Here is a 24,530-nt window from a genome sequence, read left to right as displayed (position 1 = left end):
CGTTGACCGATGGCAGTCACTCGAGCCGTCGGTATCGCCACTCGCTACTCGAGGGTCGGGACGGGGATGGAATCGAGCACCTCGTCAACGATCGCCGTCTTCGAGGCCCCGTCGACTGAGGCGTCGGCAGTGAGAACGAGTCGATGGGCCAGCACGGGACGAGCCACGCGTTTGACGTCGTCGGGCGTCACGTAGTCGCGACCGGCGATGACGGCGCGGGCCCGCGTCGCCTCGAGCAAGCGCTGGGTCCCCCGCGGCGAGACCCCGACGTCGACCTGGCCGCGGGTGCGGGTTTCACGGGCGATCGCGGCGATGTAGGACACGAGGTCGTCGTCGACCCGGACCGACTCGGGGGCAGTCCGGAGCGCTTGGACGCGGTCGCCGTCCAGTACCGGGTCGATGCTCGGGCTCCGGTCGGTGCGGCCGAGTCGACGCTGCAACAGCTCCCGTTCGCCGTCCGCGTCGGGATAGCCGATCGACTGTTTCACGAGGAAGCGATCGACCTGGGCCTCCGGCAACTGGAAGGTACCGGCCTGCTCGACGGGGTTCTGCGTCGCGATCACGAAAAACGGCTGCGGCAACCGATGCGTGTCGCCGTCGACGGTGACCTGTCCTTCCGCCATCGCCTCGAGCAGGGCGGCCTGGGTCTTCGGCGGCGCGCGGTTGATCTCGTCCGCGAGGACGACGTTCGCGAAGATCGGTCCCGCCGTGAATTCGAACGTCCCGTCCGACTCGTCGAACACGTGAGTCCCGGTGACATCGGCCGGTAGCAGGTCCGGTGTGAACTGGATCCTGGAGAACGACAGCCCCAGCGCCGACGCCAGGCTGTTCGCGGTCAGCGTCTTTCCGGTTCCGGGCACGTCCTCCAGGAGCACGTGGCCCCGTGCGAGGACGCCGAGCAGGACGGTCTCGAGGAACTCGCGGTCCACAATGACGGTTTCGCTGATGGCATCCAGGACGGCGTCGCATTCCGCGCGCGCGTCTGTAATATTCATGCCAGAGACATAGGGACTGTTATAGATAAACGGTTGTGATCGAGCGAGACTACTGGTACATCCGCAACGGCTGGGCCTGCGAACTCTCGTCCTGGCCGATCGCCTGCATCTGCTGGGCCAACTCCTCCCGTTTCGCCCGGATCTCCTCGGCGCGATCGGTGAGTTCCCCGACGTCGACCGCGAGGTCCGCAACCGGGCCGACGCCGTCCTCGAGCAGGACGCTCGCGGCTTCGGGGTCGGGGAACTGCGGACTGCACTCGACGACGAGACCGAGACTGTCGTAGTTCTCCTGTGCGGCGCGGTTAATGAGCGCTCCCGTCGGTCCCGTGATGACGCCGTCCTCCGGCGGAATCGCGATATCGGCTGCCTCGAGTCGCTCGCCGCCGTCGCCGGTCGCGATCCCGTAGAGGGCGGGTCGGTCCTCGCCGTCGCGCTCGGCGGGGAGCCCGCTGAGGTAGATCGGTGTCGCTCCCTGATCGACGATCCAGCCGGTCAGACAGTCCGCGACGCTCTCGACGGCCTGCGAGGCGATCGGGGCGTCGCTCTGGAGGGCGATGAGGTCGTGTTCCTCGCTGACGTAGAGGCGCACCGGGGGACGCGCCGTTCGGTCACCGCTGCGATAGACGCCGATTCTGGGGAGTCCCTCGCAGTGGACGCTCGCGTAGTAACGCATCTCGAGTTGCTCGACGAGGTGATCGGTCGCGATCTTTCCGACGAGGCCGACGCCCGGGAACCCCTCGACGAGCGTCGGGTTCTCGAGCGCCGCTTCCGGTCCCTGAATCCGAATTTCTGCCATGCTCAGACCGATGACTGTCAGCGACATAAAATCGAGGGCGGCACGACGATGCGAACGACCGGGCGTCGTCACCGACGGCTCGACGCCCTCACTCGGGGGAGAGAGGTGCCTCCTCGCGAGCCGACACGGCGTCGACGAGCGCGTCGGCGATCGCGCTCTTCCGGTGGCCGACCTGGAGGTGGCGATAGACGTGATCCGGGCTCTCACCGGTCAGCTGACAGAGGGGACACTCGGTCGAACGGTCCCGCGACTCCGGGATCGCCTGTGTTCGCGCCGATTCGTCGTCGCTCGGTGAACCCGTTGACATACGAATGCACGTCTCTCGCCCTCGCTGAAAGCGGTTTCTAGGAGGTCTATTGAGAGATCCGCTGAGATATGCAGCGGTATACAGCCGCGACCGCAGGACGATCCGTTTCTCTCGCCTTCGAAACCCACAAGCGCCGCGCGCTCGAATCCGCGCTCGATGGAGCCACTCGAGCGGTATCGACCGATCATCGACGACTTCGACGCCTTTCTGGCGGCCTGCGAGCGGCCGCTGGGCAACGCCGTCCGCGTCAATACGATCAAGGCCTCGGTCGAGCGGACGCTCGAGGCCCTCGCGGCGGAGGGCGTCAGCTACGAGCAGGCCGACTGGAACCCCCGCGTTCTGACCCTCGAGACCGACTCACCGGGGTCGACGTGGACCTCCTTTCACGGCTTTACCCACGGCCAGGAGGAGGTCTCGGCGGTGCCGCCGGTCGTTCTCGATCCCGAGCCCGGCGAGCGGGTCTGGGACTGCTGTGCCGCCCCCGGCGGGAAGGCCACCCAGATCGCGGCCCTGATGGACGATCGGGGAACGGTCGTCGCGAACGATAACAACCTCGGGCGCATCTCGGCGCTGCGATTCAACGCCGAGCGACTCGGTGCGACCAGCCTCGCGGTGACCAACGCCGACGCGCGCAACTACTCGCTCGAGCGCTTCGACTTCGAGGAGTTCGACCGCACGCTGGTCGACGCTCCCTGTTCCTGCGAGGGAACGATCCGGAAGAACCCCGACGCGCTCGACAACTGGTCGGAAGGCCACATCTCCTCCGTCGCGGGCATCCAGAAGGGGATCATCCGCCGAGCGATTCAGGCCACTCGCGCGGGCGGGACCGTCGTCTACTCGACGTGTACCTTCGCACCCGAGGAGAACGAAGCCATCGTCCAGCACGCACTTGACACCGAATCCTGTCGCGTCGTCGACTTCGACCTTGGCCTCGAGCACTCGCCGGGGCTGACCGAGTGGGACGGCGAGACGTTCGACTCGAGTCTCGTGAACGCGGCACGAATCTACCCACACCAGAACGACACGGGCGGCTTCTTCGTCGCGAAACTGGAGGTGACCGCCGAATGAGCGACGACCGCGACGCCGGCTATTCAGAGACGAACGACGGTCAGCGGTTCGATCGATTACCCGCGACTGAAGCGGAGCGAACCGTTGAGGGCCGGGCGACGCGCGAGGAGGTCGTCGATCTCTTCGCCGATCGGTTCGGAATTCCTCCTGAGACGTTCGCCGACTACACGTTCTGGGAGAAGGGCGCGGGCAAAATCTGGATCTACGCCGGCGACGCGCCGACGCCGATCAGAATCGAAGCGATCGGCATGACCTGCCTGCGGACCAGACAGGAACACTGGAAGCCCACGACGGACTTCGTCCAGCGCTTCGGCCAGCACGCGACCGAGTGCGTGATCGAACTCGAGCGCGAGCAGGCCCGGCGGTTCGCGACCGGTGAGGACCAGGAACTCGAGTGGGACGGTGATTGGGGATATCTCATCGCCGCCCACGAAGTCGGGGCCGGGTCCGAGGACCGATCAGTGCGAGACGGCGAAAGCGAGGCGCGCAGCGCCTCGAACAGTTCGAGCGGGCGAAGCCCGCGAGAAGAGGCCGTCGAGCGAGGTGAGTGCGAACCCCTCGGCATCGGCCTCTACGTCCACGGCGAACTGCGCTCGATGGTGCCGAAGGGCCGACAGCGCGATCTCGAGTCGTAACAATCGATTGTCTCCAAGCGTCAGGAACGTTTGGTCCGCTATCGTCCGATAGACCTTGGGGGAAGACCATCACGATAACGTGACCGTTAGTTCTTGCTAGAAAAATTCTCTTCAGTGCCCTTCCGGAAGAACTGACATGGTAGATTCATCGCTCGACGATGTCGATAAACACATCCTCCATCTCCTTCAGGAAAACGCTCGCAACAACGTCACCGACATCGCCAACGAGGTCGGCGTCTCGGGGAACACCGTTCGAAACCGAATCGAACGACTCGAGGAACAGGGGATCATCAACGGGTATAGCGTCGATATCAATTACCGTGAAGCCGGCCTCGATCTGCACTTCGCGTTCACGTGTACGGCACCCGTCAGTCAGCGTGAGAAAATGACACGAGACGCGCTCGGTATTCCCGGGGTGATCGAGGTTCGTGAATTCATGACGGGCCAAGAGAACATCTATATTGAGGGTGTCGGGACGAACACTGAGGACATTACGCGGGTCGCACACGAGGTCGATGAGCTGGGAGCGGAAATCAATGTTGAAAAGCTAATTCGAAACGATTTCAACAAACCGTTCTCCCAGTTCGATCTATTGTCAGATTGAGATTTCTTATTATAGGTCAGAGCATAGATGTGTTTTCATAGGCTATCTCGGAATCTTCAAATCAAGGACCCAGGATGTCGGAAATCGATATAGTGGCCGATGTATTCTTACCCAATAAGAAAATAGAGCAGATTAGTCGCAACATGAGTATTTCATATGAGGGTTTCCGATGAGTGATAGGGAGGACGTACAGAATTCCGGGCATAAATCGGTAGTTGAGCGCGGCGAAGCGTACGATCACGCCGAGCACGGTCGCGTGAAAATCACCGGCATCTGGAAGGGCGTTCAGCAAGTCGATGCGGCCCGGAACGCGGACGAAACCGGTGTGATTGTCGTGCGATACTCGAGCGAGCAGACGGGAGGAGCAGGCGGTGTCGATGCGCTCACTGACACGCTAGACGAGTTTCTTGCCGCCATCGAGTGAGAGGGCGGACTGCTGGGCGGGGCGCTCAAAGCTGGAGTGAATGGCCATCGTCCGCTCCGTACCTCGGACAGAAATCGATATCACGCCGTTGAAACGCGGTGTCATGACGGACGTGATGCGGGAGTTATACGTCCGCTACAGCGGTGCGCCGACCAGCACGAGTTTCGCACGCTCGTCGCTGCGGTTGTGGATCTGGCGGGTTTCCTCGGGGTCCAGTCGAATCACTTCGTCCGTCTCGAGCGTCACCGTCTCGTCGGCGTCGGAAAGCTCGATTTCGACCGTTCCGGCGACCACGTAGTACACCTCCTCCTGTCCGGAGTCGGCCTCGGCGTGTTCCATCCCCTTGCCACCGGACTCGAGTTCAAGCACGGAAATCCCCAGTTCGTCGGTCGCGAGCGCGTCCTTGAGGAACCACATGCCGCCCCACTCCTCGTCGATGACTGAGTCCGGATCGGTCTTGGCCGCGGTATCGTAGCCCATATCCTATCGTTTGGGTTTCGAGACTTAAATCAGGGGGACGACGAACCCGCTCACGTAATGGCCACTCGAGACTCGCCGACGGCCACCAGCCGAGCGCCACAACCCCCATCCCTAAGCCGTCCCGGCACGCAGCGAGACGTATGCGATCGCCGGCACAGAACGCGGAACTGGCGCTGCTCCTCGAGGTGGCGGGGACGCCCAAACCGGGCAACGTCGATCGGCACCACGATCTCGCAGACCTGCGGTTCGAACACTTCCTCGCGGGAGCGGTAGGTGCCCGCGAGGGACTCGAGTTGGCTGCCGACGGGGCAGCGGTCGGGCCGGCCTTCGAGCGAGCCATCGCGGGAATGGCCGATCAGGAGGGCGGGAACACACAGTTTGGGGCCCTCCTGTTGCTCGTGCCCCTCGTCCGGGCCACTCGCGAGGATCTGTCTCAGCCCGTCGTCGAAGCAGTCGTGCGGGAGACGACCGTCGGTGACGCGGCGTCGTTCTACCGCGCGTTCGATCACGTCGACGTGGGGGTCGACGAACCACCGGAGGACATGACGGCCCTCGACGTGCGCCGCGGTGCGGACGCGATCCCGGCCCTCGAGGAGCGCGGGCTGACGCTGTTCGACATCATGGAGCGAAGCGTCCCGGGGGACGACGTCGCTCGCGAGTGGGTTCGAGGGTTCGACCGCTCGTTTGCGGCCGCCGAACGGCTCGCGGACGCTGACGGCCCGATATCGGATCGGACCGCGGCGGTCTTTCTCTCCCTGCTCGCGGATCGACCCGACACGCTCGTCGCGACGCGCCACGACGAGGCGACCGCCTGGGAGGTGACCGACCTCGCGGCGGAACTGGTCGCGGACAATGCCCTCGAGACGGAGCCAGCCGCCATCGAGGCCTTCGCCGATAATCTCGTCGAGCGCGGGATCAATCCGGGGACGACGGCGGACGTCACCGCGGCCGGACTGTTCATCGCGCTCGAGCACGAGGCGATCGGGTTATGAGCGGCGATCGAGCCGCAGGGACTGCCGAATGGCCCGTTTCGCTTTCGGGCGTCACCGAATCGCTCGTCGCGACGCTGGGGCCCAACGACCTGTGGAACGTCGCCGCGCTCGGCCTCCACGCCGGCGACCCCGTCATCGCACGGACGTGGGGGAACACCCGGACCCGCCGGAACTTCCACCGGCGAGGCGAGGGCTACGTGCAGTTCGTCGACGACCCCGTCGACTTCGCCGACGCCGCCCTCTCGATCGTCGAACGCGAGGAGCCGATCCTCGAATCCGCAAACGCGTGGGCGCGCGTGAGCGCCGAACCGGTCGAATCCGGGATTGACGGCGACACCGACTGGGAGGAGTGGACGCTCCGGCCGCTCGAGTCGAGGATCGTTCGTGAACGAGTCCCGACGATCGACCGCGGGTTCGGCGCCGTCGTCGAGGCGACCGTCGCCGCCTCGCGGCTCTCGGTCCCCGACTTCGACGAGGCCGAACTCCGGAATCGGCTCGCCTTCTGCGCCTCGGTCGTCGATCGCGCCGGGAGTCCGCGCGAGCGCGAGGCGCTCGAGCGCGTGCGCGAGCACTCGAAATGGTAAGGATGGAGACGCAGCGGTGATGACGTAGTGATCGTCGTACGAGCCGTCGGGGTGCCGACTCGGATCGGTCTCTCCGAGCGCCAAAGAGAAAGGGATTAAGAGCCTCTGGACGGAACCACTCCACATGGCAATCAAACCGGCCTACGTCAAGAAGACCGGGAAACTCCTCCTGGAGCGGTATCCGGAGGCGTTCACGACCGATTTCGAGCAGAACAAAGAGAGCGTCACGAAGCTCACCAACGTCGAGTCCAAGGGCGTCCGCAACCGTATCGCGGGCTACGTGACTCGGAAGAAAGGCGCGCAAGTGCCCGCATAAGCCGGTATTCTCACTGCGAACAGTCGTTACGTCGACCGACAGCGAGCCGCGGGACCCGGTCGGATCGCTCGATCGCCATCGATCGACAGTATCCGTCACACCGTTACTGGACGGTTCGCGCGTAGCGCCAGCGTTTCGACTCGTTGACAGTCGGAACCGTGACGAAGCGTCGGCGATCTGGAATCAGTCGTAACGCGGCCGAAAATCGAGTTAGTCGTCGAGGCCGGGTTCCATGTAGACCGCGGCGACGAGCGCCAGAAGGGCGACGCCGAGTCCGAACAGGAGCCCGACGGCACCCGTCAGAATGCTGAGCTGGTAGCCGATCCCCGGCAACACGCCGTCGATAAACCCGAGATAACCAAAGGCGAGGGCCAGCAGCGTCGCGACGGCCGCGAGGGCCGCCGCACCCATGCTGAACCGCGTCTCGAGCAGTCCCCGATCGCTCGTACTCGTGGTGGAACTCGTCATTCGGACCACCACTGGCCGGCGGCCGCGAGTCGATCCTGTCGGTAGTGCATCGGTTGCTAGGTGCCGCTCCCGTTTCTTAATATCTTCTATCCGACCGTCGCGAACCGCTGTCTCGCGATGTCAGCGCCATCGGACGGGGCGCTTTTCCCCGGAGCACTGTTCGGAGAACCCCCTCGACCGGCAACTTCGGCGTTTGACATGCGCTACCGAAAACCCAAACGGTTTTGCGGACACGACTCGGAGTGGCGGAAAATGGCAGTACGAGTAGGCGTACTCGGTGCGACCGGCGCCGTCGGACAGCGACTCATCCAACTTCTCGACCCCCACCCGGAGTTCGAGATCGCAGCGCTGACCGCGAGCGACGCGAGCGCCGGCAAGACGTATCGACAGGCCGCGAAGTGGCGCGTCGACAGCCCCATCCCAGCGGACGTGGCCGACACGACCGTTACGGCAACCAATCCCAGCGAGGTCCCCGACGATATCGATCTCCTGTTCTCGTCGCTCCCCTCGAGTGTCGGCGCGGAGGTCGAGCCCGGCTTCTGTGAGGACGGCTACGTCGTCTCCTCGAACTCCTCGAACGGCCGCATGGACGACGACATCCCCCTCGTCATCCCGGAGGTCAACGCCGAGCACCTCGACTTGCTCGAGGTCCAGCGCGACGAGCGCGGCTGGGACGGCGCAATGGTCAAGAACCCCAACTGCTCGACGATCACCTTCGTGCCCACGCTCGCGGCCCTGACCGACTTCGGCCTCGAGAAAGTTCACGTCTCGACGCTGCAGGCCGTCTCCGGGGCGGGCTACGACGGCGTCAGCTCGATGGAGATCATCGACAACGCCATCCCCTACATCGGCGGCGAGGAGGACAAACTCGAGACGGAGTCCCGAAAACTGCTCGGCGACTTCGACGGCGCTGAACTGTCGCACAACGGCATGGACGTCGCCGCCTCCTGTAACCGCATCCCGACGATCGACGGCCACCTCGAAAACGTCTGGGTCGAGACCGAGGAGGAGCTCACCCCCGAGGCAGCCGCCGAAGCCATGCGGGAGTACCCCTCGCTGGACCTGCGCTCCTCGCCCGACCCGCTCATCCACGTCTTCGAGGAGCCGGATCGGCCACAGCCCCGGATGGACCGCACCCTCGGCGACGGGATGGCCATCGCCGCGGGCGGTCTGCAGGAATCGCCGTTCGGCCTCCAGTACAACTGTCTCGCGCACAACACGATCCGCGGTGCCGCCGGTGCGAGCGTCCTCAACGGCGAACTGCTGCTCGAGAACGGCTACATATAGAGACGGCGGGCTCGAGCGGTTGCTTCCCCATCGACGCGACCGATATTTTCGCCTGCACTGAGCAGATCGGACGGCTACCGACGCGATCGAGAGCAGTTTGCGAGACGGGGCCGCTTCCCGTCAGGCGCCGACCGGAAAAGTGAGACAGTATAACAAGTGTTCGGGACGGACGTCGAGAGGGTGAGAGTGTTATGGTCCTTATCGTCGAGTACGAAATCGAGACGCCGATTCTCCGGCGGACGGTCGACGCCGTCTCGAGGATCGACGTCGAAGAGATCTATCAGTCCGAGACGGGAGAAACGAAGCTCATCTGTTGGGCCTACGGCGACAGCCTCGAGGACATCGGTGCAGCGCTGGACGACGACGAGACGATCCGCGAGTACTCGCTCCTCGAGGAAGCGGACGGCCGTCGTCTCTACAGCGTGACGCTATCGGAGCAGGGAGAGGAACACTTGACCTATCCCACGGCGGCGGAGTACGATATCGGCTTTCACGAGATAACCGTCACGACGATGACGAAGATTCGCGCGCGGGTCCCGACGCGGGAAGCGCTGTTCGCGTATCGCGACGTCTGTCGCGAAAAGGATATTCCGTTTCGGATTCAGCGACTCTTCCGGGAATCGAACCCGTCCAGCGATCGATACGGGATCACTGACAGCCAGCTAGAAGCGTTGCTGGTCGCTCTCGAGGAGGGATACTTCGACGTTCCGCGGAGAACGACGTTATCGGCAGTCGCCGAGCAGTTGGATATCTCGGCTCAAGCACTGTCCGCTCGTCTTCGACGGGGGCAGGCTAATCTGCTCCAGAACACGGTGAGCGAACGGACCCCCTCTTAATGGGTTGACCATCCAATCGTGGTCGCTTCCCGCATTAGACCGGTACGTGAGGTATGGAAATCGAGTCACCAACCGGCGAGCGACAACTGCACGACGAGAGCGGGACGTATCAGTTCGAGTCGAACAAACCCCTCAGCGAAGCGGTTGTCGCCGCAGTCGCGGCGGAATCCGGGCTGGACGCGCTCGAGCTCGCGGACGAGTTCGGACCGCTGTATAACGCAATCGATCCGACCGCGCTCGATTCGCTGTTTCAGTCGCCAGGGGAGAACGGACGGTCCGTCGGTTCCGTCACGTTCGAGTACGCCACCTATCGAGTCACGGTCGACCAGACGGGCTGCATCGAACTCGTAGACCAGCAGTAACGGTCGTTTCGGACGCCCGGGCGGAAACTGAAACGGCTGTCGGCGGACGCAAATCCGGTTACGAGCTATATTCGGTCTACACCCACTATTCCTCGTTTCGCGGCAGCGCAACCACCGGAACCGAAGCCGTCTTCACCAGTTTTCGAGCCACGTCGCCGGTGAGCAGTTCCACGAAGCGGTTCCCCTCGCGGGGCTCGAAGACCACGGCGTCGACGCGTCGCTCCTCGGCCGCATCGAAGATCGTCTCCACGACGTCGGTGCCGAAGAGGATCGCCGTCTCGACCGTTCCGGCCGATCCTTCGAGCGGCCCCCGTGCGCGCTCGAAGATCTCTCGAGCGTACTCCTCGCGCTGTTCGACCGAGGCCTTATCCGGTGCGCCGCCGGCTTTCTCGATCACGTTGACGACGAGCACCGTACTCGAGGGCGTGAGGTACGGTGCGAGCGCCGCGGCCGTTCGCTCCCCGTCGTCCGGGTCGGCGACGGGAACCAGAATCGTTCCGTCGAGCGTCAGCGTCATCGGCGCTCCTCCGCTCGAGCGGGACCGGTCGGTAGTGGCAGTTCCATACGCGTGATTCACGACAGACGGCTAAAAAAGTGAGTTTCATCGCCGCACCGTTCGACCGTCGATCGATCAGGGGAGGACCTGGTTCTCGAGGTTGGCGTCGTCCCCGTCGTCGAACCGGCGGCGGTTTTCGGCGACGATGTCTGCCAGCCGCTCGTAGTACTTCGGCGTGTGGCCGGCGTTGTGGGGCGTGATCTGGACGTTATCGAAGGTCCACAGGGGATGGTCCTCGGGCAGCGGTTCGGGGTCGGTGACGTCTAGGGCGGCACCACGGATGCCGTTCGAGCGCAGCTCCGCGACGAGCGCGTCGGTGTCGACGACCGGGCCGCGAGCGATGTTGACGAGCACCGAGTCGGGATCCATCGTGACGAGCGCCTCGCGGTCGATCAGTCCGCGCGTCGTCTCCGTGAGCGGACACGCGAGCACGAGATAGTCCGTCCGCGCGAGCGCGTCGTCGAACGCCTCGCCCTCGAGCCCGACCACCTCGTCGGTCGGTCCCCCCTTCTCGGGGGAGTAGCGCGCGCCGATCGTCTCGACGCCGAACGGCTCGAGGCGCTCGCAGACCGACTGTCCGATCGCACCGAGGCCGACGACGGTGACTGTCGAGTCCTGCAACTCGTGAGCCTGGTAATGGCGCCACTCGCGGCGGCGCTGACGGCGCGCACCGACGTGGAAGCGCCGGGTGAAGTACAAGATCGAACCCAGCACGTGTTCGCCGATGTTCGGCCCGTGGACCCCCGAGGCGTTCGTCACCGTAATGCCTCGTTCCTCGAGTTTCTCGAGCGGGAGGTGTCCGGTTCCTGCGTAGGCGCAGGCGAAAACCTCGAGGTTCTCGGCGGCCTCGAGCAGGTCGTCCTCGAGGGTCATGCCCGCGACGAAGCGGGCGTCCCGGATCGCCTCGCGCTCGTCGGCCGGCGTTCGCGCGAGTTCGACGGTGTGATCCGGCAGTCGGTCACGGATCGCGTCGGCGTACTGTTCGATCGGCATCCCGTGGGTACCCCGCCGGAGGACGAGCACGTCCGGCGCGTCGGTATCACTCATGTCCGTCGACTCGTCCGGTGCGATCAAAAACGTTCGTCTCGCGGCACAGTGCTGGATTCGATGGGAAAGGTTCGATCAGCGGTCAGGCGCGGGCTCCCGCGGTTCGGCAGCGGACGGGTTCGCTCAAGGTCAACCACTGTCGAAACGGAAGCCGTCTGAACTCGGTCTACAGCCCTCCGAGCCGGTCTCCGACCGTGAGCCGTCGAGTGACGAGACCATCATATTTAAGCGGGGGAGTTACGAAATCGATTACAATGGCTTCAGACGAGTTCCTCGATGGCGAAACGCTTACCGGACGGCAGGCGGCGATCATCTTCATCGGTTTCCTCAGTTTCGTCGTCCTCTCCGGCGTCTTGCTGGTCCTCCTCAGGGGTTTCTTTTAACGCCAATAAACGGATCTGCGCGTTCACGGCCGACGGGAGACCGGTCATCCGATCGGCAGCATGCTGTCGGACCACTTCGAAAATCGGTCCACTGCGCAGACATTCGCCTCGCAGTTTTTATAATGGCTCACTGAGTCTTCACGGCGTATGGAACGCGTAGACGTCGCGATCGTCGGCGGCGGCCCCGCTGGTGCATCCGCGGCCGAGCAGGCTGCTGTCCACGGTGCCGAGACGGTGCTCTTCGAGCAGGGGGTTCCCCGAGAGGACCGGGAGGGCCCGGGACCGGATTCGACCGACGCCGCCGGAATGCTCGACTACTGGATCGACATCATGGAGTTCGACTATCGGGAGATTTCCGACGAGGTCATCCACCGGGAGCTCGAGGCCACGGAATTCGTCGGCCCGAACAGCAACGTCGAGTTGCGGACGACGGGGATGGAGGCCAGCTACCCCCACTTCGGGTACACCTTCCACCGTGCACGCATGGACGACTGGCTCTACGAGCGCGCGACCGATGCGGGTGCCGACCTGCGCGTCGGGACCGGCGTCAAGGACCTCGAGACCGATCTCCGGGCGTCCGGTCCGAAGGGGCCGACCCACACGCTGACGCTCTCGAACGGCGACGAACTCGAGGCCCAGTACGTCGTCCTCGCGGACGGCCCACAGCGGCGAATCACGCTCGACGCGCTCGACCAGTTCACGGCACCCGGCCGGAGCGTCTCCGATCACCTCTCGCCGCCGGAAGCGAATCACATCGCCTATCAGGAGTATCGAGAGTTTCCCCCCGAACTGTTCGCGGAGTTCGAGGATCGACTCAAGTTCTGGTGGGGATACATGCCCGGCGAGACCGCCTATCCGTGGGTGTTCCCGAACGACGGTACGGTCGCCCGCGTCGGGCTGACGATGCCCATCGGAATGGACCTCGCAGATGTCGAGAATCCAGGCTCCTACAAGCTCCTGCGACCCGACGACGAACGGATCCCCTCGGGTGCGGAGTACATCAGCCGCCTCCTCGAGCAGGAGTACGGCGACGAGTACGATATCGAGGAAGACATTCCGCGCGTCGAAGACCGCGGGAAGTCGAAGGGGACCGAAACGTATCCGATCTCCTCGACGCGACCGATCGAGTCGCCCGTCGGCGCGAACATCGCCGTCGCCGGCGGCGCGATGGGCACCACCTCGGCCTTCCACGAGGGCGGGTATCACGTCGCGGTTCGTACCGGCAAGATCGCCGGCCGTCTCGCTGGCACGGACTCGCTCGCGAACTACAACGACGTCTGGAAGCGCGCGATCGGCGACGAGATCCTGCGCAACGTTGCCTTCGCGGACATCGTCGCGGACTACGGGCCCGACGATTGGGACTGGGCGTTCGACGCAATCAACGACATGCAGGGCAACGGATCGGGCGACGGGCTGGTGAGCAAGAAGTACTCCGCGGGCCTCGACGCCGCGAAGATCCTCACGGCGTACAAGCGCCAGAAGTTCAAATACCGCGACGACCGCTACGTCCAGCTCTCGGAGGACGACTACTTCTACTGACGGCCGGTTCGCCCGTCGTTCGGATCGAGCCAGCGGACTCGAGTGCCGACGAACCGTCGTGTGGGGGTCCGAAACCGCGGCTGTGACTCTAACAAATCCCTAATTGCTTGTACACGGTGAGCCTTTTTCGGGGTCGACATAGAAGCGGGAGTATGGACTCTGGTGGACGCACCGAGACGTCCGATGAAGCCCTCCCTCGAGCCGATGGCTCCGGACATCACGTTCCCGAGGGGCAGGCTCCCGAAGAGTACGGCGACCATCGCGGCCACGGTGACCACGACGAGCACGAGCACCGGAGTCGCTGGCCGCTCATCGCCGCCGCGGGTGCCGCCGGCCTCTACGGCGGCGTCGCGATCTCCATCCTCGGGAACGAAACCGGCCTCCTCCCGCCCCTGGCTGGCATCGGTCTGGCCGTGGCCGGGACGATCGTCCTCCTGGCCGGCATCGCGGGCTGGGTCGACCAGGCGTTTCTGTCACCGGCTCGAGACACACAGGGGGCGTTCGAATCACGCGAATCGTACGTCTCGACGACGCTGCTCTTTCTCGCGACCGACGTCTCGACGTTCGGTGCGCTGTTCGTCTACTACTTCTTCGTCAGGATCGGATCCTGGCCACCCGAGGAGTTACCGCCGCTGTTGGGCTCGCTCATCGTCATCAACACTACGATCCTCATCGCTAGCAGTATCACCTTCCACTACGCGCATCAGGCACTCGAGGACGACAACCGACGACGATTCATCGGACTGCTCGGAGCGACGCTCGGACTCGGCCTCGTCTTCCTCGCCGGGCAGGTCTACGAGTACTACGAGTTCGTGGCTCACGAGGGGTTTTCGCTCGCGAGTGGCATCTTCGGGAGCGCCTTCTTCGGACTGACCGGGCTCCACGGGCTCCACGTCACGCTGGGCGTCGGCGGCATCGCCGTGCTCTGCTGGCGGGCGCTTCGGGGCCACTACGGCCCGGAGCGAGACACGTCCGTCGCGACCGTCTCGCTGTACTGGCACTTCGTCGACGTCGTCTGGCTCTTCCTCGTCGTCGTTCTCTACGTCGGCGCGTCGGTGTGAGGAGACTGGACGACTAGGTTGGACAGGCGGCCGAGCATTCGTTGGAGCGGTTCAGGGTATTTCGTCGTGATCGAGATCGGTCGCGAGGACCGCAAGCGTGGGAGACGCACAGTCACAGAAATTCGACTGACCGAGTGGCTGGAGGCTGCCGTCGGGCCAGATCTGGACGATCCCGATCTCGTCGCACTGTTCGCACTTCGCCGCCGCTCGTTGTTTATCATCGTTGTTACCCACCAGGGTCACCTCCGGTGTCGGCTTCGTACGACAGCGAGCGGGGAAAAACCCTGTGGCCGGTCGAGCAACGACGGACCACGGGGCCGGCGCGAACTGGCCCGCGACGTTCGGTCCCCGGCGCGTTACTCGAGGCCGACGGTCACGAACCGCTGGCTGGCGGCTCCCGGTGATTCCCGGACGGCCCCCAGCTCGAAGGATCGATCCGACTTGAGGGTCGCCTCGGACTCGGTAAGAAGGAAGGCACGATACGACGGCGCGTGGTCGTAGGCGATCACGTTAGCCTGATAGGTGTCGTCGAACCGACCGGGACGCCAGTCGAGGTCGGATTCGACGACTGTGAACTGACTACCCGGGGTGAATTGATAGGGGAGCATCATGCCGTGATCGATCGTTCCATCGCTGGAATCGGCGGATCTCGATCCCGTATCGGCACTCGCACCGGAGGCGCCCAACAGCGTTCCCGTCGACACTGCGCCGTACTTGACGAACGTGCGTCGTGACGTCGACCAGCTATCCTCAGTCATGCGCTGATTCCCGACTACCGGGGCCGTTATAACTGTTTGCCATGATGACACAACGATCGACGTGTTTGCCGTGGGAAGTGATAACGTACCGGAGAGGGTTTCTCCCTCGGGATCCGAGTAACCGATACCGGATAATTACCAGTCTGTCAAAATGTCACTACGAGCCGTAACAGTTTTTTATCCCACTGGATGTGGGCAGTGATGAGTGGATGTTCTTCCACGAACCGGAGCTCCAGTACGAGGTTACCGTCGAAGAACCGGACCCGCACTTCGCGAAGCTCCTCCAGCAAGCGATCGGCGGTCAGGAAGGCGAAATGCGCGTCGCCATGCAGTACATGTTCCAGGCCTGGGCCCTCCCCGAGGGATACGAGGAGTATCGAAACCTGTTGATGGAAACCGCTACCGAGGAACTCGGCCACATCGAGATGCTCGCATCGGCCGTCACGAAGAATCTCCGTGGCTCGTCCAAGCAGATGAGCGACGACGCTCAGGAGACCGCCGCGACGGCCGCGGCGATGACCGGCCAGAACCCGCGTCAGTTCCTCTCGGCAGGCGAGTCGGCCATGCCCGTCGACAGTAACGGCGCTCCGTTCACTGGCAACTACATCGTCGCGTCGGGGAATCTCGCCGGCGACCTCTATGCGAACGTGATGGCCGAGTCGACCGGTCGTACCCTCGCAACGCGCCTCTGGGAGTACACCGATGATCCCGGCATGAAAGACATGCTCTCCTATCTGATCGCCCGGGACACTATGCACCAAAACCAGTGGCTACAAGCCCTCGAGACGCTCGACGACCCGGTTCCGGTGCCCGCGAGCTTCCCACAGGAACAGGAGAATCAGGATTTCAACTACACGTTCATGTCGACCAGACGGGAAGAGCAACCGGATCCCGAGTATCCCTGGACTCAGGGCGACTCCCCGGACTGCAAGGGACAGTTCTCCTACGCCGCCGAACAGCCGGGTGACGGCGAAGTCATCGCTCCCCCACCCAGTCCGATGACGAACAACACGCCGAACAGGACGAACGAGTCGGACGACTCGAGCAAATAGGGCCGACGCGACGCATCGGCCGACCGGTCGGGTGACGATAGCCGCCCGAGAAGATGGTCTCGCTCGAGTCCGTCTTCCACGGCTGTCACCGTCCTTTCTCTTTCCGAACGTCGAACACGAACAGCGCGACCACGGCTGTCTCGCACCTGACTGCTCAGCGCGCTCACTCCATCCGACCGTTCCGCATGCGTTCCTCGAAGCCGGCCATCTTCCGGTAGATCGGCGGCGTCAGGACGCCGACTACTCCCACGAGAATCGCGATGATTCCGATCGGGAACAGCAATGGAGCGACCTCGAGACAGGAGTTCAGGGACGCGATCTGGACGTAGTAGCGCTCGCCCTCGTACTCGACGATCGCCCCCTCGAGCAGCGTCTCCCGGTTCGACAGTTCGCCGGCAACCGTTCCCTCCTGAAGCGGGCTGTCGATCGCCTCCTCGAGGGCCGCCCGTTCGGCCGCCGAGAGGTCTTCGGCGGGCAGCGTCTCGATGGTCGCCAACGCCCCCTCGTACTCGTCGGCCGGCGTCGCCGTAATCGTGGGCTCCCCACAGAGGCCGACGCCGTCTTGGACGACGACGTAGCCGCCGACGATCGCGAGGGGGAGCCCGATGGCGATCAGGACGACACCGAGAAAGGGCGCGGCGTAGGTCAACAGTAGCGACTCCGAGGACGCGGTCGGCTCTACTGGCCCCGTCTCATCGGTCGCAGGTGGCTTGTCAGTAGCAGGTGGTTCGTCGGTGATCGGTGATTCATCGGGAGCGTGTGGTTCGTCCGTATCGGAAGCCGCATCGTCATCGTCGCTCATTCGTTCCCGCCCTCCCCTGTCGACGGACGGCGTTGGCGACCACCGAGATACGTGATCGTCCCGGCGAGTCCCAGCCCGTAGATCCAGTGCGCGAGCAGGACGAAGATGAGATAGGTCACCAGTTCGAGGCCGCTCTGACCGGTGAAGAAGGCGAGGGCGAATCCCGAGGCGATGACCGTCGCGTACCACAGCCCCGTGATGAACGTGAGCTCGCCCGGCAAGTACTCTCCCAGCGAGAGAAACAGCAGCGGCCAGACCGTCATTCCACCGACGAGGAAGAGTCCGTACCCGAGGGCGAGGTTCGCCGGTAACCCGACGAACGTCGCGAGGGTCGCGAAGGACTCGAGATCGAACACGCCCAGCCCCACCGCCACGAGGAGCACGGCCGTCATGAGTAGCGATCCGACGAAGCCGCCGATCGCTCCGATACCGGCGTCGCTCGCGACGGTTCGTGCGACCGGCTTGATCCGCCCGTAGAGCGATAGCGGGCGGTCGTCCTGCGCGGGTACGTACGACGGCCGAACCTCGTCAGGTTCGCTCGGCGGCACCCCGCGCTCGCGCTCGAGGCGGTCCTCGAACCACTGCCACTCGGGCGTGAACTGCTCGGTCGCCTTCAGCTCCCAGGGATCGGCGTTCTCAATCGGCGTCCCCTGGAAGTACGACCAGATCATGTTGTACAGCCACATGAGAACGCTGATCCCGATGATGAACGCGCCGACGGTCGCGACGATCTGTAGCCCCGAGTATTCCGCCGGATAGGTCGCGTACCGTCGGGGGAGCTCGAGGAAGCCGAGCGCCATCAGGGTCATGAACGTGAGTGCGGAGCCGACGACCAGCAGCGACGACTGAAAGATCGCGAGCCGGCGGTCGTACATCCGGCCGGTAAGCAGCGGATACCAGTAGTAGCTCGCGGCGAACATCATGAGGGGGATAATTCCCATGAGGATGAGGTGGAAGTGACCGACGACGTAGTAGGTGCCGTGATAGATGACGTCGACGGGGATGACCGCGAGGAAGATGCCGGTGACGCCGCCGACGATAAACAGACCGATCGAGCCGACGCAGAGGATCGTCGGCGCCGCTAGTCGGACGTCACCATTCCACATGGTAGTGATCCAGTTGAACACCTTGATCGCACTGGGGACGGCGATGGCGATTGAGGTCGCCATGAAACTCGCCCGAACGCGGGGGTCGACACCGGTCACGAACATGTGGTGGGCCCAGACGCCGAACGAGAGGACGCCGATGGCGATCGTCGAGTAGACGATGAACTTGAATCCGAACAGCTTGCGGCCGACGAATTTCGGCAGTATGAGACTCATCAGTCCGGTCGCTGGCAGAAAGATGATGTAGACTTCCGGATGGCCCCAGAACCAGAGCAAGTGCTGCCAGAGGATCGGGCCACCGCCTTCGACCGCGAAGAAGGTCGTCCCGAAGTTGCGGTCGAACAGGAGCATGAGCAAGGCGGTCCCGAGCAGCGGGAACGCGAAGATGATGAGCGCGCTCGTGACGAGCATGTTCCAGGAAAAGATGTCGAGATTCGCCCAGCCGATCGACTCGTCGCGCTCGTAGATGATCGTCGTAATGAAGTTGATCGCACCGATCGTGGTAGCGATGCCACTCAAGTGGAGCCCTAAGAGAAGGAAATTCGTCTGCGGGTTCGGTGCCAGCGATAAGGGCGGATACATCGTCCATCCGATCGCTGGCTCCTGAAACGCCATCAGGACCGAAATCCAGTCCGTCGGGACGATGACGGCAAGAATCGATCCCGTTACTTCGGCGACGATCCCCAGCCGAGCGAGCAGCAACGAGGGCGGCAACAGCCAGAATCCGATGGCGTTGAGCCGCGGGAACGCCATATCGTCGGCACCGATCAACAGCGGCAGAAAGTAGTTCCCGACCCCGAAGAACACCGGCGTAACGAAGAAAATCAGCATCGTCAGCCCGTGCATCGTAAACAGCTCGTTGTACGTCTGTTCGGTCCAGAGGTTGGCCTCCGGAGTCAACAGATGCGTCCGAATCATCATCGCGTCGATCCCACCCCAGATCGCCGCGACGGTGCCGAACGCGATGTAGAGCAGTCCGATCTCGCGGTGGTTCGTCGTCGTCGTCCAGCGGATAGCGGCGGACTTTACGTCGCCGAGTCCGAGCCGATGCTCACGGCCCGTCACATAGCCGCCGTCCGGCGATGGCTCAGCCCGCACTCGCCGTGCGAGGAGGACAATCAGCAGACAGCTGACGACGACGGCCCCGAACAACGAGACCTCGGCGAGCGCACGATTCATCGTCGTCTGCCACCCCTGGTGGCCCGACCGCACCGCTCGTCGCCGTGCATAGCCGTGGACACATTATCGATCGCAATAAAGTTGCACTGATTCATTCGTGACTGTCATTCGTATAGATATATACGGCCGTGTTTCACTGCCTACAACAAGTTCGCGATCGTGAAATTTCACGGATTCATGAATACCGTATTTCACGCCGGTTATTGAATACCCGCCAATGGGAAGCCGCCGACGCCCGATCGTCGCACTTGTCGCCGCGGCGTTCGCGAGCCTCGTCGCATTGACAGGAACGGTCGTTGCACAGTCGGAAAATCGCGAGCTCATCGACGGGCTCGAGTATCAGTTGCTCTACGTCGCCCTGCCGCTGACGCTGTTCGTCCTCGTGATCCTGGTCTACGCTGCCATCAAGTTTCACGACAACGACGACCCCGAGCCGACCACGGAGGATCCCTCCCTCGAGATTACCTGGACCGTCGCAACAGCGATCATCTTGCTGTTCGTCGGTCTCTCGGGCTACAGTGTCCTCGTCAATCCGTACGTGTCGCCATCACAGGCACTCGAGAGCGACAACCGCAGTCAGGAGGGGTTCGAGTCATTCGGCGACCTGCCCGATACCGGTGACGAGGAGGTGCACGTCACCGGCTACCAGTGGGAATGGCAAGCGGACTACCCCGGGGCGAACGTTACGACTGAAAACGAAATCGTGATCCCCGCAGACGAGAACATAACGCTCTGGCTTACGAGTGACGACGTCATCCACTCTCTGTTCGTCTCCGAGCTGGGTATCAAACAGGATGCATTCCCCGGCCGCTATACCCGTGCCCGTACGATAGTCTCCGAACCCGGACGGTACAACGCTGTCTGTGCCGAATTCTGTGGTGCCGGTCATTCGCGGATGAAAACTGACGTCGTCGTTGTCGAATCGGAAACGTACGATCAGTGGCTTGAAGCGAACGAGGGCAACGTTACCGAAGCCCCGGAACCCAACTGATCGCTCGCGACCGCAGTCGATACTCGAGGGCGATGGTATGCTGGAATCGCCATTCTCACTCCCAGCCATGCACGTCGTTTAGCGAGGCGCTCGAGTCTGCAAGAGTTAAACGGGCCGCGTCCCTACGGAAAGTGCGTGCCTTTAGTCCCCGTCCGAGCAGACCCATTCGGGTGCGATGACAGTACGGCGAACCCGGGCACGCGACAATAGTACTTCGGAGAGCTCCCACGAGTTCTCCCGCCCGGCACGAGGGTTAGCCAGCCGACGCGGCACGCCGCCTCGGGATGAGGCTGGACGTTAGTGTTCCGGGCGCACATTTACGCTGTCCAGAGAGATCACTCTCGCTCAGTATCGATTTACCGTCATACAGGAGTCGTGATTACCATACCGCCAGCTGACAACACATCTTGGATACTGTTACTTTCAATCGAAAAATATAGTCGTGTACCAGTGACAACGTCACTCTTGAACCGTTCGTTCCGCATTGCTACTCAGTTCCGGGTATAAATAAAGAAAACCCCACAGAGCGACTGCCGAAGCAGTTGCTCTGCGGGGTTGATGGTATGAATGGAGGCGGCGAAACGAATTTCCCAGAGGCTCGCGCACTCCAGTACTCACCGTAACGCTGGCGAGCTTATCTTCCGTGTTCGGGATGGGTACGGGAGGCACCTCGCCGCTGTGGCCGCCCTAACGCCGACCAACGGAATCGAACCGTTGTAACAACGGAAGACGATGTCTTCCGAGCCTTGGACGGAAGTCCAAGAAACCGTAATCGGTGGTGTGTCTCAAACCGTGTGTATGTGTAGTCCAGTTTACGTCCGGACCCGTTCTCGCGTCACGGATCCAATGCGATGTAATGTATGAATGTGTGGCTTGGCCGGTTAGTGCTCGCGGACTCAACACCTCGTTGCCTTGGTGCGTACATCCCGAGTCTATCGAACTCGTCTTCTACGAGTGGCCTCAATGGTATCTCTTTTCCAGGTGGGTTTCGAGCTTAGATGCGTTCAGCTCTTACCCCGTGGTGCGTCGCTGCCCGGCACGTGCTCTTTCGAACAGCCGGTACACGAGTGGCACCCAATCGTAGTTCCTCTCGTACTATACGATCGTTCCCGTCAGATACCGTAACACCCCCAATAGATAGCAGCCGACCTGTCTCACGACGGTCTAAACCCAGCTCACGACCTCCTTTAATAGGCGAACAACCTCACCCTTGCCCGCTTCTGCACGGGCAGGATGGAGGGAACCGACATCGAGGTAGCAAGCCACCCGGTCGATATGTGCTCTTGCGGGTGACGACTCTGTTATCCCTAAGGTAGCTTTTCTGTCAGCAATTGGCCGCATCAAGCAGCCTAATTGGTTCGCTAGACCACGCTTTCGCGTCAGCGTCGATCGTTGTGTTCGACACTGTCAGACTTCCTTTTGCTCTTGCGCTCTTCCTCGGGTCTCCGACCCGAGTGAGGAAATCTTGGGGCGCGCCCGATATCTTTTCAGGCGCGTACCGCCCCAGTCAAACTGCCCGGCTACCAGTGTCCTCCGCCAGGAGTGAGAGTCGCAGTCACCATCGGGTAGTATTTCAATGATGGCTCGGTGAGCCGCTAGCGCGGCTACCTGTGTAACGCCTCCTACCTATGCTGCACAATGGCGACCACGTCTCAGTGACAGCCTGCAGTAAAGCTCTATAGGGTCTTCGCTTCCCCTTGGGGGTCTCCAGACTCCGCACTGGAACGTACAGTTCACCGGGCCCAACGTTGGGACAGTGGCGCTCTCGTTGATCCATTCATGCAAGCCGCTACTAAAGCGGCAAGGTACTACGCTACCTTAAGAGGGTCATAGTTACCCCCGCCGTTAACAGGTCCTTCGTCCCCTTGTACGGGGTGTTCAGATACCTGCACTGGGCAGGATTCAGTGACCGTACGAGTCCTTGCGGATTTGCGGTCACCTATGTTGTTACTAGACAGTCGGAGCGCCCGAGTCACTGCGACCTGCCTCTTCGCGAGGCAGGCATCCCTTATTGCGAACGTACGGGACTAACTTGCCGAATTCCCTAACGTCGGTTGCTCCCGACAGACCTTGGCTTTCGCCGCCATGAGTACCTGTGTCGGATCTCGGTACGGACAGTGTGCTCGCCTTTTCACGGGCTCTAGGTTGGCCTCTCTTGCGCTATCCTACCATTCGTCCGCTTCGTACCATTACGGTTTCCACGGATTTCGATAGTTAGACTGGGCGAAGGCCCAGCAGAGGCGGCCCCAAAGCGTTGGCTTTGAGTGCACACTGGCATAGGAATATTAACCTATTTCCCTTTTGTCAGCTTCGACTTACGGGCTGACTTAGGACCGGCTAACCCTCAGCTGATCAGCATTGCTGAGGAACCCTTACTCGTTCGGCCGTCGGGGGTCTAACCCGACTAACGCTGCTACTATGACCAGAATTTTCGTTACTGAACGGTCCACACGATCTCTCGACCGTGCTTCCACCCGAACAGAACGCCAACCTACGAGATCACCATGTGAATGGTGCTGCTAGGTCTCGGTGGTAGACTTGAGCCCCGATCATTTTGGGCGCCTCAAACCTCGGCCGGTAAGCTATTACGCTTTTCTTAGAGGGTAGCTGCTTCTAAGCTCACCTCCCGGCTGTCTAGGGCTTGAGACCACCTTCGATCGCACTTAGTCTACACTTGGGGACCTTAACCCAGCTCTGGGTTGTCTCCCTCACGGTACACAGGCTTACCCCGTGCACCGGACTCCCTGCGTCAAACGACGTTTGTAGGTTCGGAGTTGGACAGGGGGGCGCACTCCTCTCGGAGTGCGATCCCCCAATCCGTCGCTCTACCCCACAAACTATCTCGGCAGAGGTCATGCTTCGACATGTTTCGGTTGGAACCAGCTGTTTCCGGACTCGATGGGCCTTTCACCCCTAGACGTAAGTCACGAGAGGGTATTGTAGGACACCAACTCTAACAGACTTCCACGTGCCTTTCGGCACGCTTCATCTTGCTCACGCCTAGATCGTCCGGTTTCGGGTCGTGCCCGTTTGACTCCCCGCGCTTGAACACGGTGACCCTGGTGCAAAGCACTGCGGTCATATCGGTTTCCCTACGCCTTCCTTGATAATCAAGTTAGACTCGTCAAACAGGCACACTCTCTGGTTCGTTTTTCAAAACGTACGACAGAACACCGGCTTCCCAAACTTCTTACTACAGGTTCGCACCTGATTCATTTCGCCTGGGACCTTGTATGCCCTGTCGCTCTATCGCCAACTGATTTCACGCCCTATTGCACCTCCCTTCGTGGGGTGCTTTTCAGCGTTCGTTCACACTACTTGTTCGCTATCGGTCTTGAGGAGTGTTTAGTCTTCGCGGTCGATGCCCGCGATATTCACGAGGGATATCCAACCCCCGATACTCTGGAGCTGACTCGTTCCTTACTCGATAACAGTACGGGACTGTCACCCTGTTTCGTGCTCTATTCCAAGAGACTTCGTGTTATCTTTCGGGAAGTGATCGTCAGTCCGAACACCACATTGCCCGTGAGGGCTTCGGTTTGGACTGTGTCGCGTTTATTCGCCATTACTAACGACATCGCGTTTGCTTTCTTTTCCTGTCGATACTAAGATGTTTCAATTCTCGACGTTCCCCATTGCGCGAAGCAATTGCGGTGGGGATTCCCATTCGGAAATCCTGAGTTCTTTGCCTCCGTGCGGCTCCCTCAGGCTTATCGCAGCTTGGCACGTCCTTCTTCAGCTCTCAAGCCGAGCGATCCACCAGCTGGCACAGTAGCCACGTTCATCGGATCTGAATTGCAACCTGCAGTTGTAATTCAAGAGTGACCCGGGAACGGGTCCAGTGGACGCCTGGACTACACGTACACACGGTCTCATCTGCACGCCGTAGACGCGGCATGCAT

26 protein-coding genes and 2 rRNA genes are annotated in these 24,530 nt (G+C 62.2%); 15 read left to right on the top strand and 13 right to left on the bottom strand.

The window, feature by feature from the left end:
* Nucleotides 1-44 precede the first annotated feature (44 nt).
* The 3 genes from HYG81_RS19000 to HYG81_RS18990 all read right to left on the bottom strand — a co-directional run bounded on the left by HYG81_RS19000 (nt 45) and on the right by HYG81_RS18990 (nt 2,098).
* The gene (locus HYG81_RS19000) at nt 45-995 is read right to left on the bottom strand and encodes an AAA family ATPase (RefSeq protein WP_180841293.1); all 951 of its coding nucleotides are present in this window, start codon (nt 993-995) and stop codon (nt 45-47) included.
* 49 nt (nt 996-1,044) lie between these two features.
* Nucleotides 1,045-1,791, bottom strand: coding sequence for a proteasome assembly chaperone family protein (locus tag HYG81_RS18995; protein WP_180841292.1), 747 nt, complete (start codon nt 1,789-1,791; stop codon nt 1,045-1,047).
* A gap of 88 nt (nt 1,792-1,879) precedes the next feature.
* Nucleotides 1,880-2,098, bottom strand: coding sequence for a hypothetical protein (locus HYG81_RS18990; RefSeq protein WP_180843069.1), 219 nt, complete (start codon nt 2,096-2,098; stop codon nt 1,880-1,882).
* 156 nt (nt 2,099-2,254) lie between these two features.
* On the opposite strand from HYG81_RS18990, the gene HYG81_RS18985 reads away from it, so the two are divergent.
* From HYG81_RS18985 to HYG81_RS18970, 4 genes are all read left to right on the top strand, one after another.
* The gene (locus HYG81_RS18985) at nt 2,255-3,166 is read left to right on the top strand and encodes an RsmB/NOP family class I SAM-dependent RNA methyltransferase (protein ID WP_180841291.1); all 912 of its coding nucleotides are present in this window, start codon (nt 2,255-2,257) and stop codon (nt 3,164-3,166) included.
* Nucleotides 3,163-3,801 (top strand): DUF7122 family protein, encoded by a 639-nt coding sequence (locus HYG81_RS18980; protein WP_180841290.1) that lies wholly within the window; start codon nt 3,163-3,165, stop codon nt 3,799-3,801. Before HYG81_RS18985 ends, HYG81_RS18980 begins: the two co-directional genes overlap by 4 nt.
* 136 nt (nt 3,802-3,937) lie before the next feature.
* Nucleotides 3,938-4,405 carry an Lrp/AsnC family transcriptional regulator gene (locus HYG81_RS18975; protein ID WP_180841289.1) on the top strand — a complete coding sequence of 156 codons (468 nt, stop codon included), beginning with the start codon at nt 3,938-3,940 and terminating at the stop codon, nt 4,403-4,405.
* Between the two features lie 169 nt (nt 4,406-4,574).
* Nucleotides 4,575-4,829 carry a hypothetical protein gene (locus HYG81_RS18970; RefSeq protein WP_180841288.1) on the top strand — a complete coding sequence of 85 codons (255 nt, stop codon included), beginning with the start codon at nt 4,575-4,577 and terminating at the stop codon, nt 4,827-4,829.
* A gap of 135 nt (nt 4,830-4,964) precedes the next feature.
* Here the strand turns inward: HYG81_RS18970 and HYG81_RS18965 are convergent, their stop codons facing one another.
* Nucleotides 4,965-5,309 (bottom strand): cupin domain-containing protein, encoded by a 345-nt coding sequence (locus HYG81_RS18965; RefSeq protein ID WP_180841287.1) that lies wholly within the window; start codon nt 5,307-5,309, stop codon nt 4,965-4,967.
* 140 nt (nt 5,310-5,449) lie between these two features.
* Between HYG81_RS18965 and HYG81_RS18960 the strand changes: the two genes are divergently transcribed.
* The 3 genes from HYG81_RS18960 (at nt 5,450) to HYG81_RS18950 (ending at nt 7,201) form a co-directional block, all read left to right on the top strand.
* The gene (locus HYG81_RS18960) at nt 5,450-6,301 is read left to right on the top strand and encodes a triphosphoribosyl-dephospho-CoA synthase (RefSeq protein WP_180841286.1); all 852 of its coding nucleotides are present in this window, start codon (nt 5,450-5,452) and stop codon (nt 6,299-6,301) included.
* Complete coding sequence (locus HYG81_RS18955; protein ID WP_180841285.1) at nt 6,298-6,885, top strand: DUF447 domain-containing protein; 588 nt, start codon at nt 6,298-6,300, stop codon at nt 6,883-6,885. Before HYG81_RS18960 ends, HYG81_RS18955 begins: the two co-directional genes overlap by 4 nt.
* A 124-nt stretch (nt 6,886-7,009) precedes the next feature.
* Entirely contained in the window at nt 7,010-7,201 is a 192-nt protein-coding gene (locus tag HYG81_RS18950) for a 30S ribosomal protein S17e (protein WP_180841284.1), read from the top strand.
* Nucleotides 7,202-7,411: 210 nt separating this feature from the next.
* On the opposite strand, the gene HYG81_RS18945 is transcribed toward HYG81_RS18950, so the two are convergent.
* Nucleotides 7,412-7,678 carry a hypothetical protein gene (locus HYG81_RS18945; RefSeq protein WP_180842926.1) on the bottom strand — a complete coding sequence of 89 codons (267 nt, stop codon included), beginning with the start codon at nt 7,676-7,678 and terminating at the stop codon, nt 7,412-7,414.
* A 243-nt stretch (nt 7,679-7,921) separates the two neighbouring features.
* Here HYG81_RS18945 and asd point away from each other — a divergent pair, with 243 nt between their 5' ends.
* The 3 genes from asd to HYG81_RS18930 all read left to right on the top strand — a co-directional run bounded on the left by asd (nt 7,922) and on the right by HYG81_RS18930 (nt 10,154).
* Complete coding sequence (gene asd / locus HYG81_RS18940; RefSeq protein ID WP_180841283.1) at nt 7,922-8,956, top strand: aspartate-semialdehyde dehydrogenase; 1,035 nt, start codon at nt 7,922-7,924, stop codon at nt 8,954-8,956.
* Between the two features lie 191 nt (nt 8,957-9,147).
* Entirely contained in the window at nt 9,148-9,792 is a 645-nt protein-coding gene (locus HYG81_RS18935; protein ID WP_180841282.1) for a helix-turn-helix domain-containing protein, read from the top strand.
* A gap of 53 nt (nt 9,793-9,845) precedes the next feature.
* Complete coding sequence (locus HYG81_RS18930) at nt 9,846-10,154, top strand: HalOD1 output domain-containing protein (RefSeq protein WP_180841281.1); 309 nt, start codon at nt 9,846-9,848, stop codon at nt 10,152-10,154.
* Between the two features lie 85 nt (nt 10,155-10,239).
* Here HYG81_RS18930 and HYG81_RS18925 read toward each other — a convergent pair whose 3' ends face one another.
* Nucleotides 10,240-10,671 (bottom strand): universal stress protein, encoded by a 432-nt coding sequence (locus HYG81_RS18925; RefSeq protein ID WP_180841280.1) that lies wholly within the window; start codon nt 10,669-10,671, stop codon nt 10,240-10,242.
* A 114-nt stretch (nt 10,672-10,785) separates the two neighbouring features.
* A complete protein-coding gene (locus HYG81_RS18920; protein WP_180841279.1) occupies nt 10,786-11,757 on the bottom strand; it encodes a D-2-hydroxyacid dehydrogenase in 972 nt (323 codons plus the stop codon).
* Nucleotides 11,758-12,011: 254 nt separating this feature from the next.
* Here HYG81_RS18920 and HYG81_RS45330 point away from each other — a divergent pair, with 254 nt between their 5' ends.
* From HYG81_RS45330 to HYG81_RS18910, 3 genes are all read left to right on the top strand, one after another.
* Nucleotides 12,012-12,140, top strand: coding sequence for a hypothetical protein (locus tag HYG81_RS45330; protein WP_255647637.1), 129 nt, complete (start codon nt 12,012-12,014; stop codon nt 12,138-12,140).
* Nucleotides 12,141-12,287: 147 nt separating this feature from the next.
* Nucleotides 12,288-13,679, top strand: coding sequence for an NAD(P)/FAD-dependent oxidoreductase (locus tag HYG81_RS18915; protein WP_180841278.1), 1,392 nt, complete (start codon nt 12,288-12,290; stop codon nt 13,677-13,679).
* Between the two features lie 152 nt (nt 13,680-13,831).
* The gene (locus HYG81_RS18910) at nt 13,832-14,740 is read left to right on the top strand and encodes a cytochrome c oxidase subunit 3 (RefSeq protein WP_180841277.1); all 909 of its coding nucleotides are present in this window, start codon (nt 13,832-13,834) and stop codon (nt 14,738-14,740) included.
* 51 nt (nt 14,741-14,791) lie between these two features.
* Here the strand turns inward: HYG81_RS18910 and HYG81_RS18905 are convergent, their stop codons facing one another.
* On the bottom strand, nt 14,792-14,983 hold the full coding sequence (locus tag HYG81_RS18905; protein WP_180841276.1) for a hypothetical protein: 192 nt from the start codon (nt 14,981-14,983) through the stop codon (nt 14,792-14,794).
* Between the two features lie 113 nt (nt 14,984-15,096).
* A complete protein-coding gene (locus HYG81_RS18900) occupies nt 15,097-15,498 on the bottom strand; it encodes a hypothetical protein (protein WP_180841275.1) in 402 nt (133 codons plus the stop codon).
* A gap of 209 nt (nt 15,499-15,707) precedes the next feature.
* On the opposite strand from HYG81_RS18900, the gene HYG81_RS18895 reads away from it, so the two are divergent.
* Nucleotides 15,708-16,550 (top strand): manganese catalase, encoded by an 843-nt coding sequence (locus HYG81_RS18895; RefSeq protein WP_180842925.1) that lies wholly within the window; start codon nt 15,708-15,710, stop codon nt 16,548-16,550.
* 163 nt (nt 16,551-16,713) lie between these two features.
* On the opposite strand, the gene HYG81_RS18890 is transcribed toward HYG81_RS18895, so the two are convergent.
* Together HYG81_RS18890 and HYG81_RS18885 are read right to left on the bottom strand one after the other, a co-directional pair.
* Nucleotides 16,714-17,352 (bottom strand): DUF7979 domain-containing protein, encoded by a 639-nt coding sequence (locus HYG81_RS18890; protein WP_180841274.1) that lies wholly within the window; start codon nt 17,350-17,352, stop codon nt 16,714-16,716.
* Complete coding sequence (locus tag HYG81_RS18885; RefSeq protein WP_180841273.1) at nt 17,349-19,637, bottom strand: DUF6789 family protein; 2,289 nt, start codon at nt 19,635-19,637, stop codon at nt 17,349-17,351. Before HYG81_RS18885 ends, HYG81_RS18890 begins: the two co-directional genes overlap by 4 nt.
* A gap of 217 nt (nt 19,638-19,854) precedes the next feature.
* Here HYG81_RS18885 and coxB point away from each other — a divergent pair, with 217 nt between their 5' ends.
* Nucleotides 19,855-20,628, top strand: a complete 774-nt coding sequence (gene coxB / locus HYG81_RS18880) for a cytochrome c oxidase subunit II (RefSeq protein WP_180841272.1) — start codon at nt 19,855-19,857, stop codon at nt 20,626-20,628.
* Nucleotides 20,629-21,196: 568 nt separating this feature from the next.
* Here the strand turns inward: coxB and rrf are convergent.
* Nucleotides 21,197-21,318, bottom strand: a 5S ribosomal RNA gene (gene rrf / locus HYG81_RS18875).
* Nucleotides 21,319-21,491: 173 nt separating this feature from the next.
* A 23S ribosomal RNA gene (locus tag HYG81_RS18870) occupies nt 21,492-24,412 on the bottom strand.
* Between the last annotated feature and the right edge of the window lie 118 nt (nt 24,413-24,530).

The sequence above is a fragment of the Natrinema zhouii genome, from assembly GCF_013456555.2.
GTDB classification, from domain to species: Archaea; Halobacteriota; Halobacteria; order Halobacteriales; family Natrialbaceae; genus Natrinema; species Natrinema zhouii.
The sequence above is the reverse complement of the archived record's forward strand: the minus strand, read 5'-3'. Positions and strand labels throughout refer to the sequence as shown.

Excerpts from the sequence above, each read along its gene's own strand:
- HYG81_RS19000 (WP_180841293.1), bottom strand. The coding sequence starts at position 995 with ATGAATATTACAGACGCGCGCGCGGAATGCGACGCCGTCCTGGATGCC.
- HYG81_RS18995 (WP_180841292.1), bottom strand. The coding sequence starts at position 1,791 with ATGGCAGAAATTCGGATTCAGGGACCGGAAGCGGCGCTCGAGAACCCG.
- HYG81_RS18990 (WP_180843069.1), bottom strand. The coding sequence starts at position 2,098 with ATGTCAACGGGTTCACCGAGCGACGACGAATCGGCGCGAACACAGGCG.
- HYG81_RS18985 (WP_180841291.1), top strand. The coding sequence starts at position 2,255 with ATGGAGCCACTCGAGCGGTATCGACCGATCATCGACGACTTCGACGCC.
- HYG81_RS18980 (WP_180841290.1), top strand. The coding sequence starts at position 3,163 with ATGAGCGACGACCGCGACGCCGGCTATTCAGAGACGAACGACGGTCAG.
- HYG81_RS18975 (WP_180841289.1), top strand. The coding sequence starts at position 3,938 with ATGGTAGATTCATCGCTCGACGATGTCGATAAACACATCCTCCATCTC.
- HYG81_RS18970 (WP_180841288.1), top strand. The coding sequence starts at position 4,575 with ATGAGTGATAGGGAGGACGTACAGAATTCCGGGCATAAATCGGTAGTT.
- HYG81_RS18965 (WP_180841287.1), bottom strand. The coding sequence starts at position 5,309 with ATGGGCTACGATACCGCGGCCAAGACCGATCCGGACTCAGTCATCGAC.
- HYG81_RS18960 (WP_180841286.1), top strand. The coding sequence starts at position 5,450 with ATGCGATCGCCGGCACAGAACGCGGAACTGGCGCTGCTCCTCGAGGTG.
- HYG81_RS18955 (WP_180841285.1), top strand. The coding sequence starts at position 6,298 with ATGAGCGGCGATCGAGCCGCAGGGACTGCCGAATGGCCCGTTTCGCTT.
- HYG81_RS18950 (WP_180841284.1), top strand. The coding sequence starts at position 7,010 with ATGGCAATCAAACCGGCCTACGTCAAGAAGACCGGGAAACTCCTCCTG.
- asd (WP_180841283.1), top strand. The coding sequence starts at position 7,922 with ATGGCAGTACGAGTAGGCGTACTCGGTGCGACCGGCGCCGTCGGACAG.
- HYG81_RS18935 (WP_180841282.1), top strand. The coding sequence starts at position 9,148 with ATGGTCCTTATCGTCGAGTACGAAATCGAGACGCCGATTCTCCGGCGG.
- HYG81_RS18930 (WP_180841281.1), top strand. The coding sequence starts at position 9,846 with ATGGAAATCGAGTCACCAACCGGCGAGCGACAACTGCACGACGAGAGC.
- HYG81_RS18925 (WP_180841280.1), bottom strand. The coding sequence starts at position 10,671 with ATGACGCTGACGCTCGACGGAACGATTCTGGTTCCCGTCGCCGACCCG.
- HYG81_RS18920 (WP_180841279.1), bottom strand. The coding sequence starts at position 11,757 with ATGAGTGATACCGACGCGCCGGACGTGCTCGTCCTCCGGCGGGGTACC.
- HYG81_RS45330 (WP_255647637.1), top strand. The coding sequence starts at position 12,012 with ATGGCTTCAGACGAGTTCCTCGATGGCGAAACGCTTACCGGACGGCAG.
- HYG81_RS18915 (WP_180841278.1), top strand. The coding sequence starts at position 12,288 with ATGGAACGCGTAGACGTCGCGATCGTCGGCGGCGGCCCCGCTGGTGCA.
- HYG81_RS18910 (WP_180841277.1), top strand. The coding sequence starts at position 13,832 with ATGGACTCTGGTGGACGCACCGAGACGTCCGATGAAGCCCTCCCTCGA.
- HYG81_RS18900 (WP_180841275.1), bottom strand. The coding sequence starts at position 15,498 with ATGACTGAGGATAGCTGGTCGACGTCACGACGCACGTTCGTCAAGTAC.
- HYG81_RS18895 (WP_180842925.1), top strand. The coding sequence starts at position 15,708 with ATGTTCTTCCACGAACCGGAGCTCCAGTACGAGGTTACCGTCGAAGAA.
- HYG81_RS18890 (WP_180841274.1), bottom strand. The coding sequence starts at position 17,352 with ATGAGCGACGATGACGATGCGGCTTCCGATACGGACGAACCACACGCT.
- HYG81_RS18885 (WP_180841273.1), bottom strand. The coding sequence starts at position 19,637 with ATGAATCGTGCGCTCGCCGAGGTCTCGTTGTTCGGGGCCGTCGTCGTC.
- coxB (WP_180841272.1), top strand. The coding sequence starts at position 19,855 with ATGGGAAGCCGCCGACGCCCGATCGTCGCACTTGTCGCCGCGGCGTTC.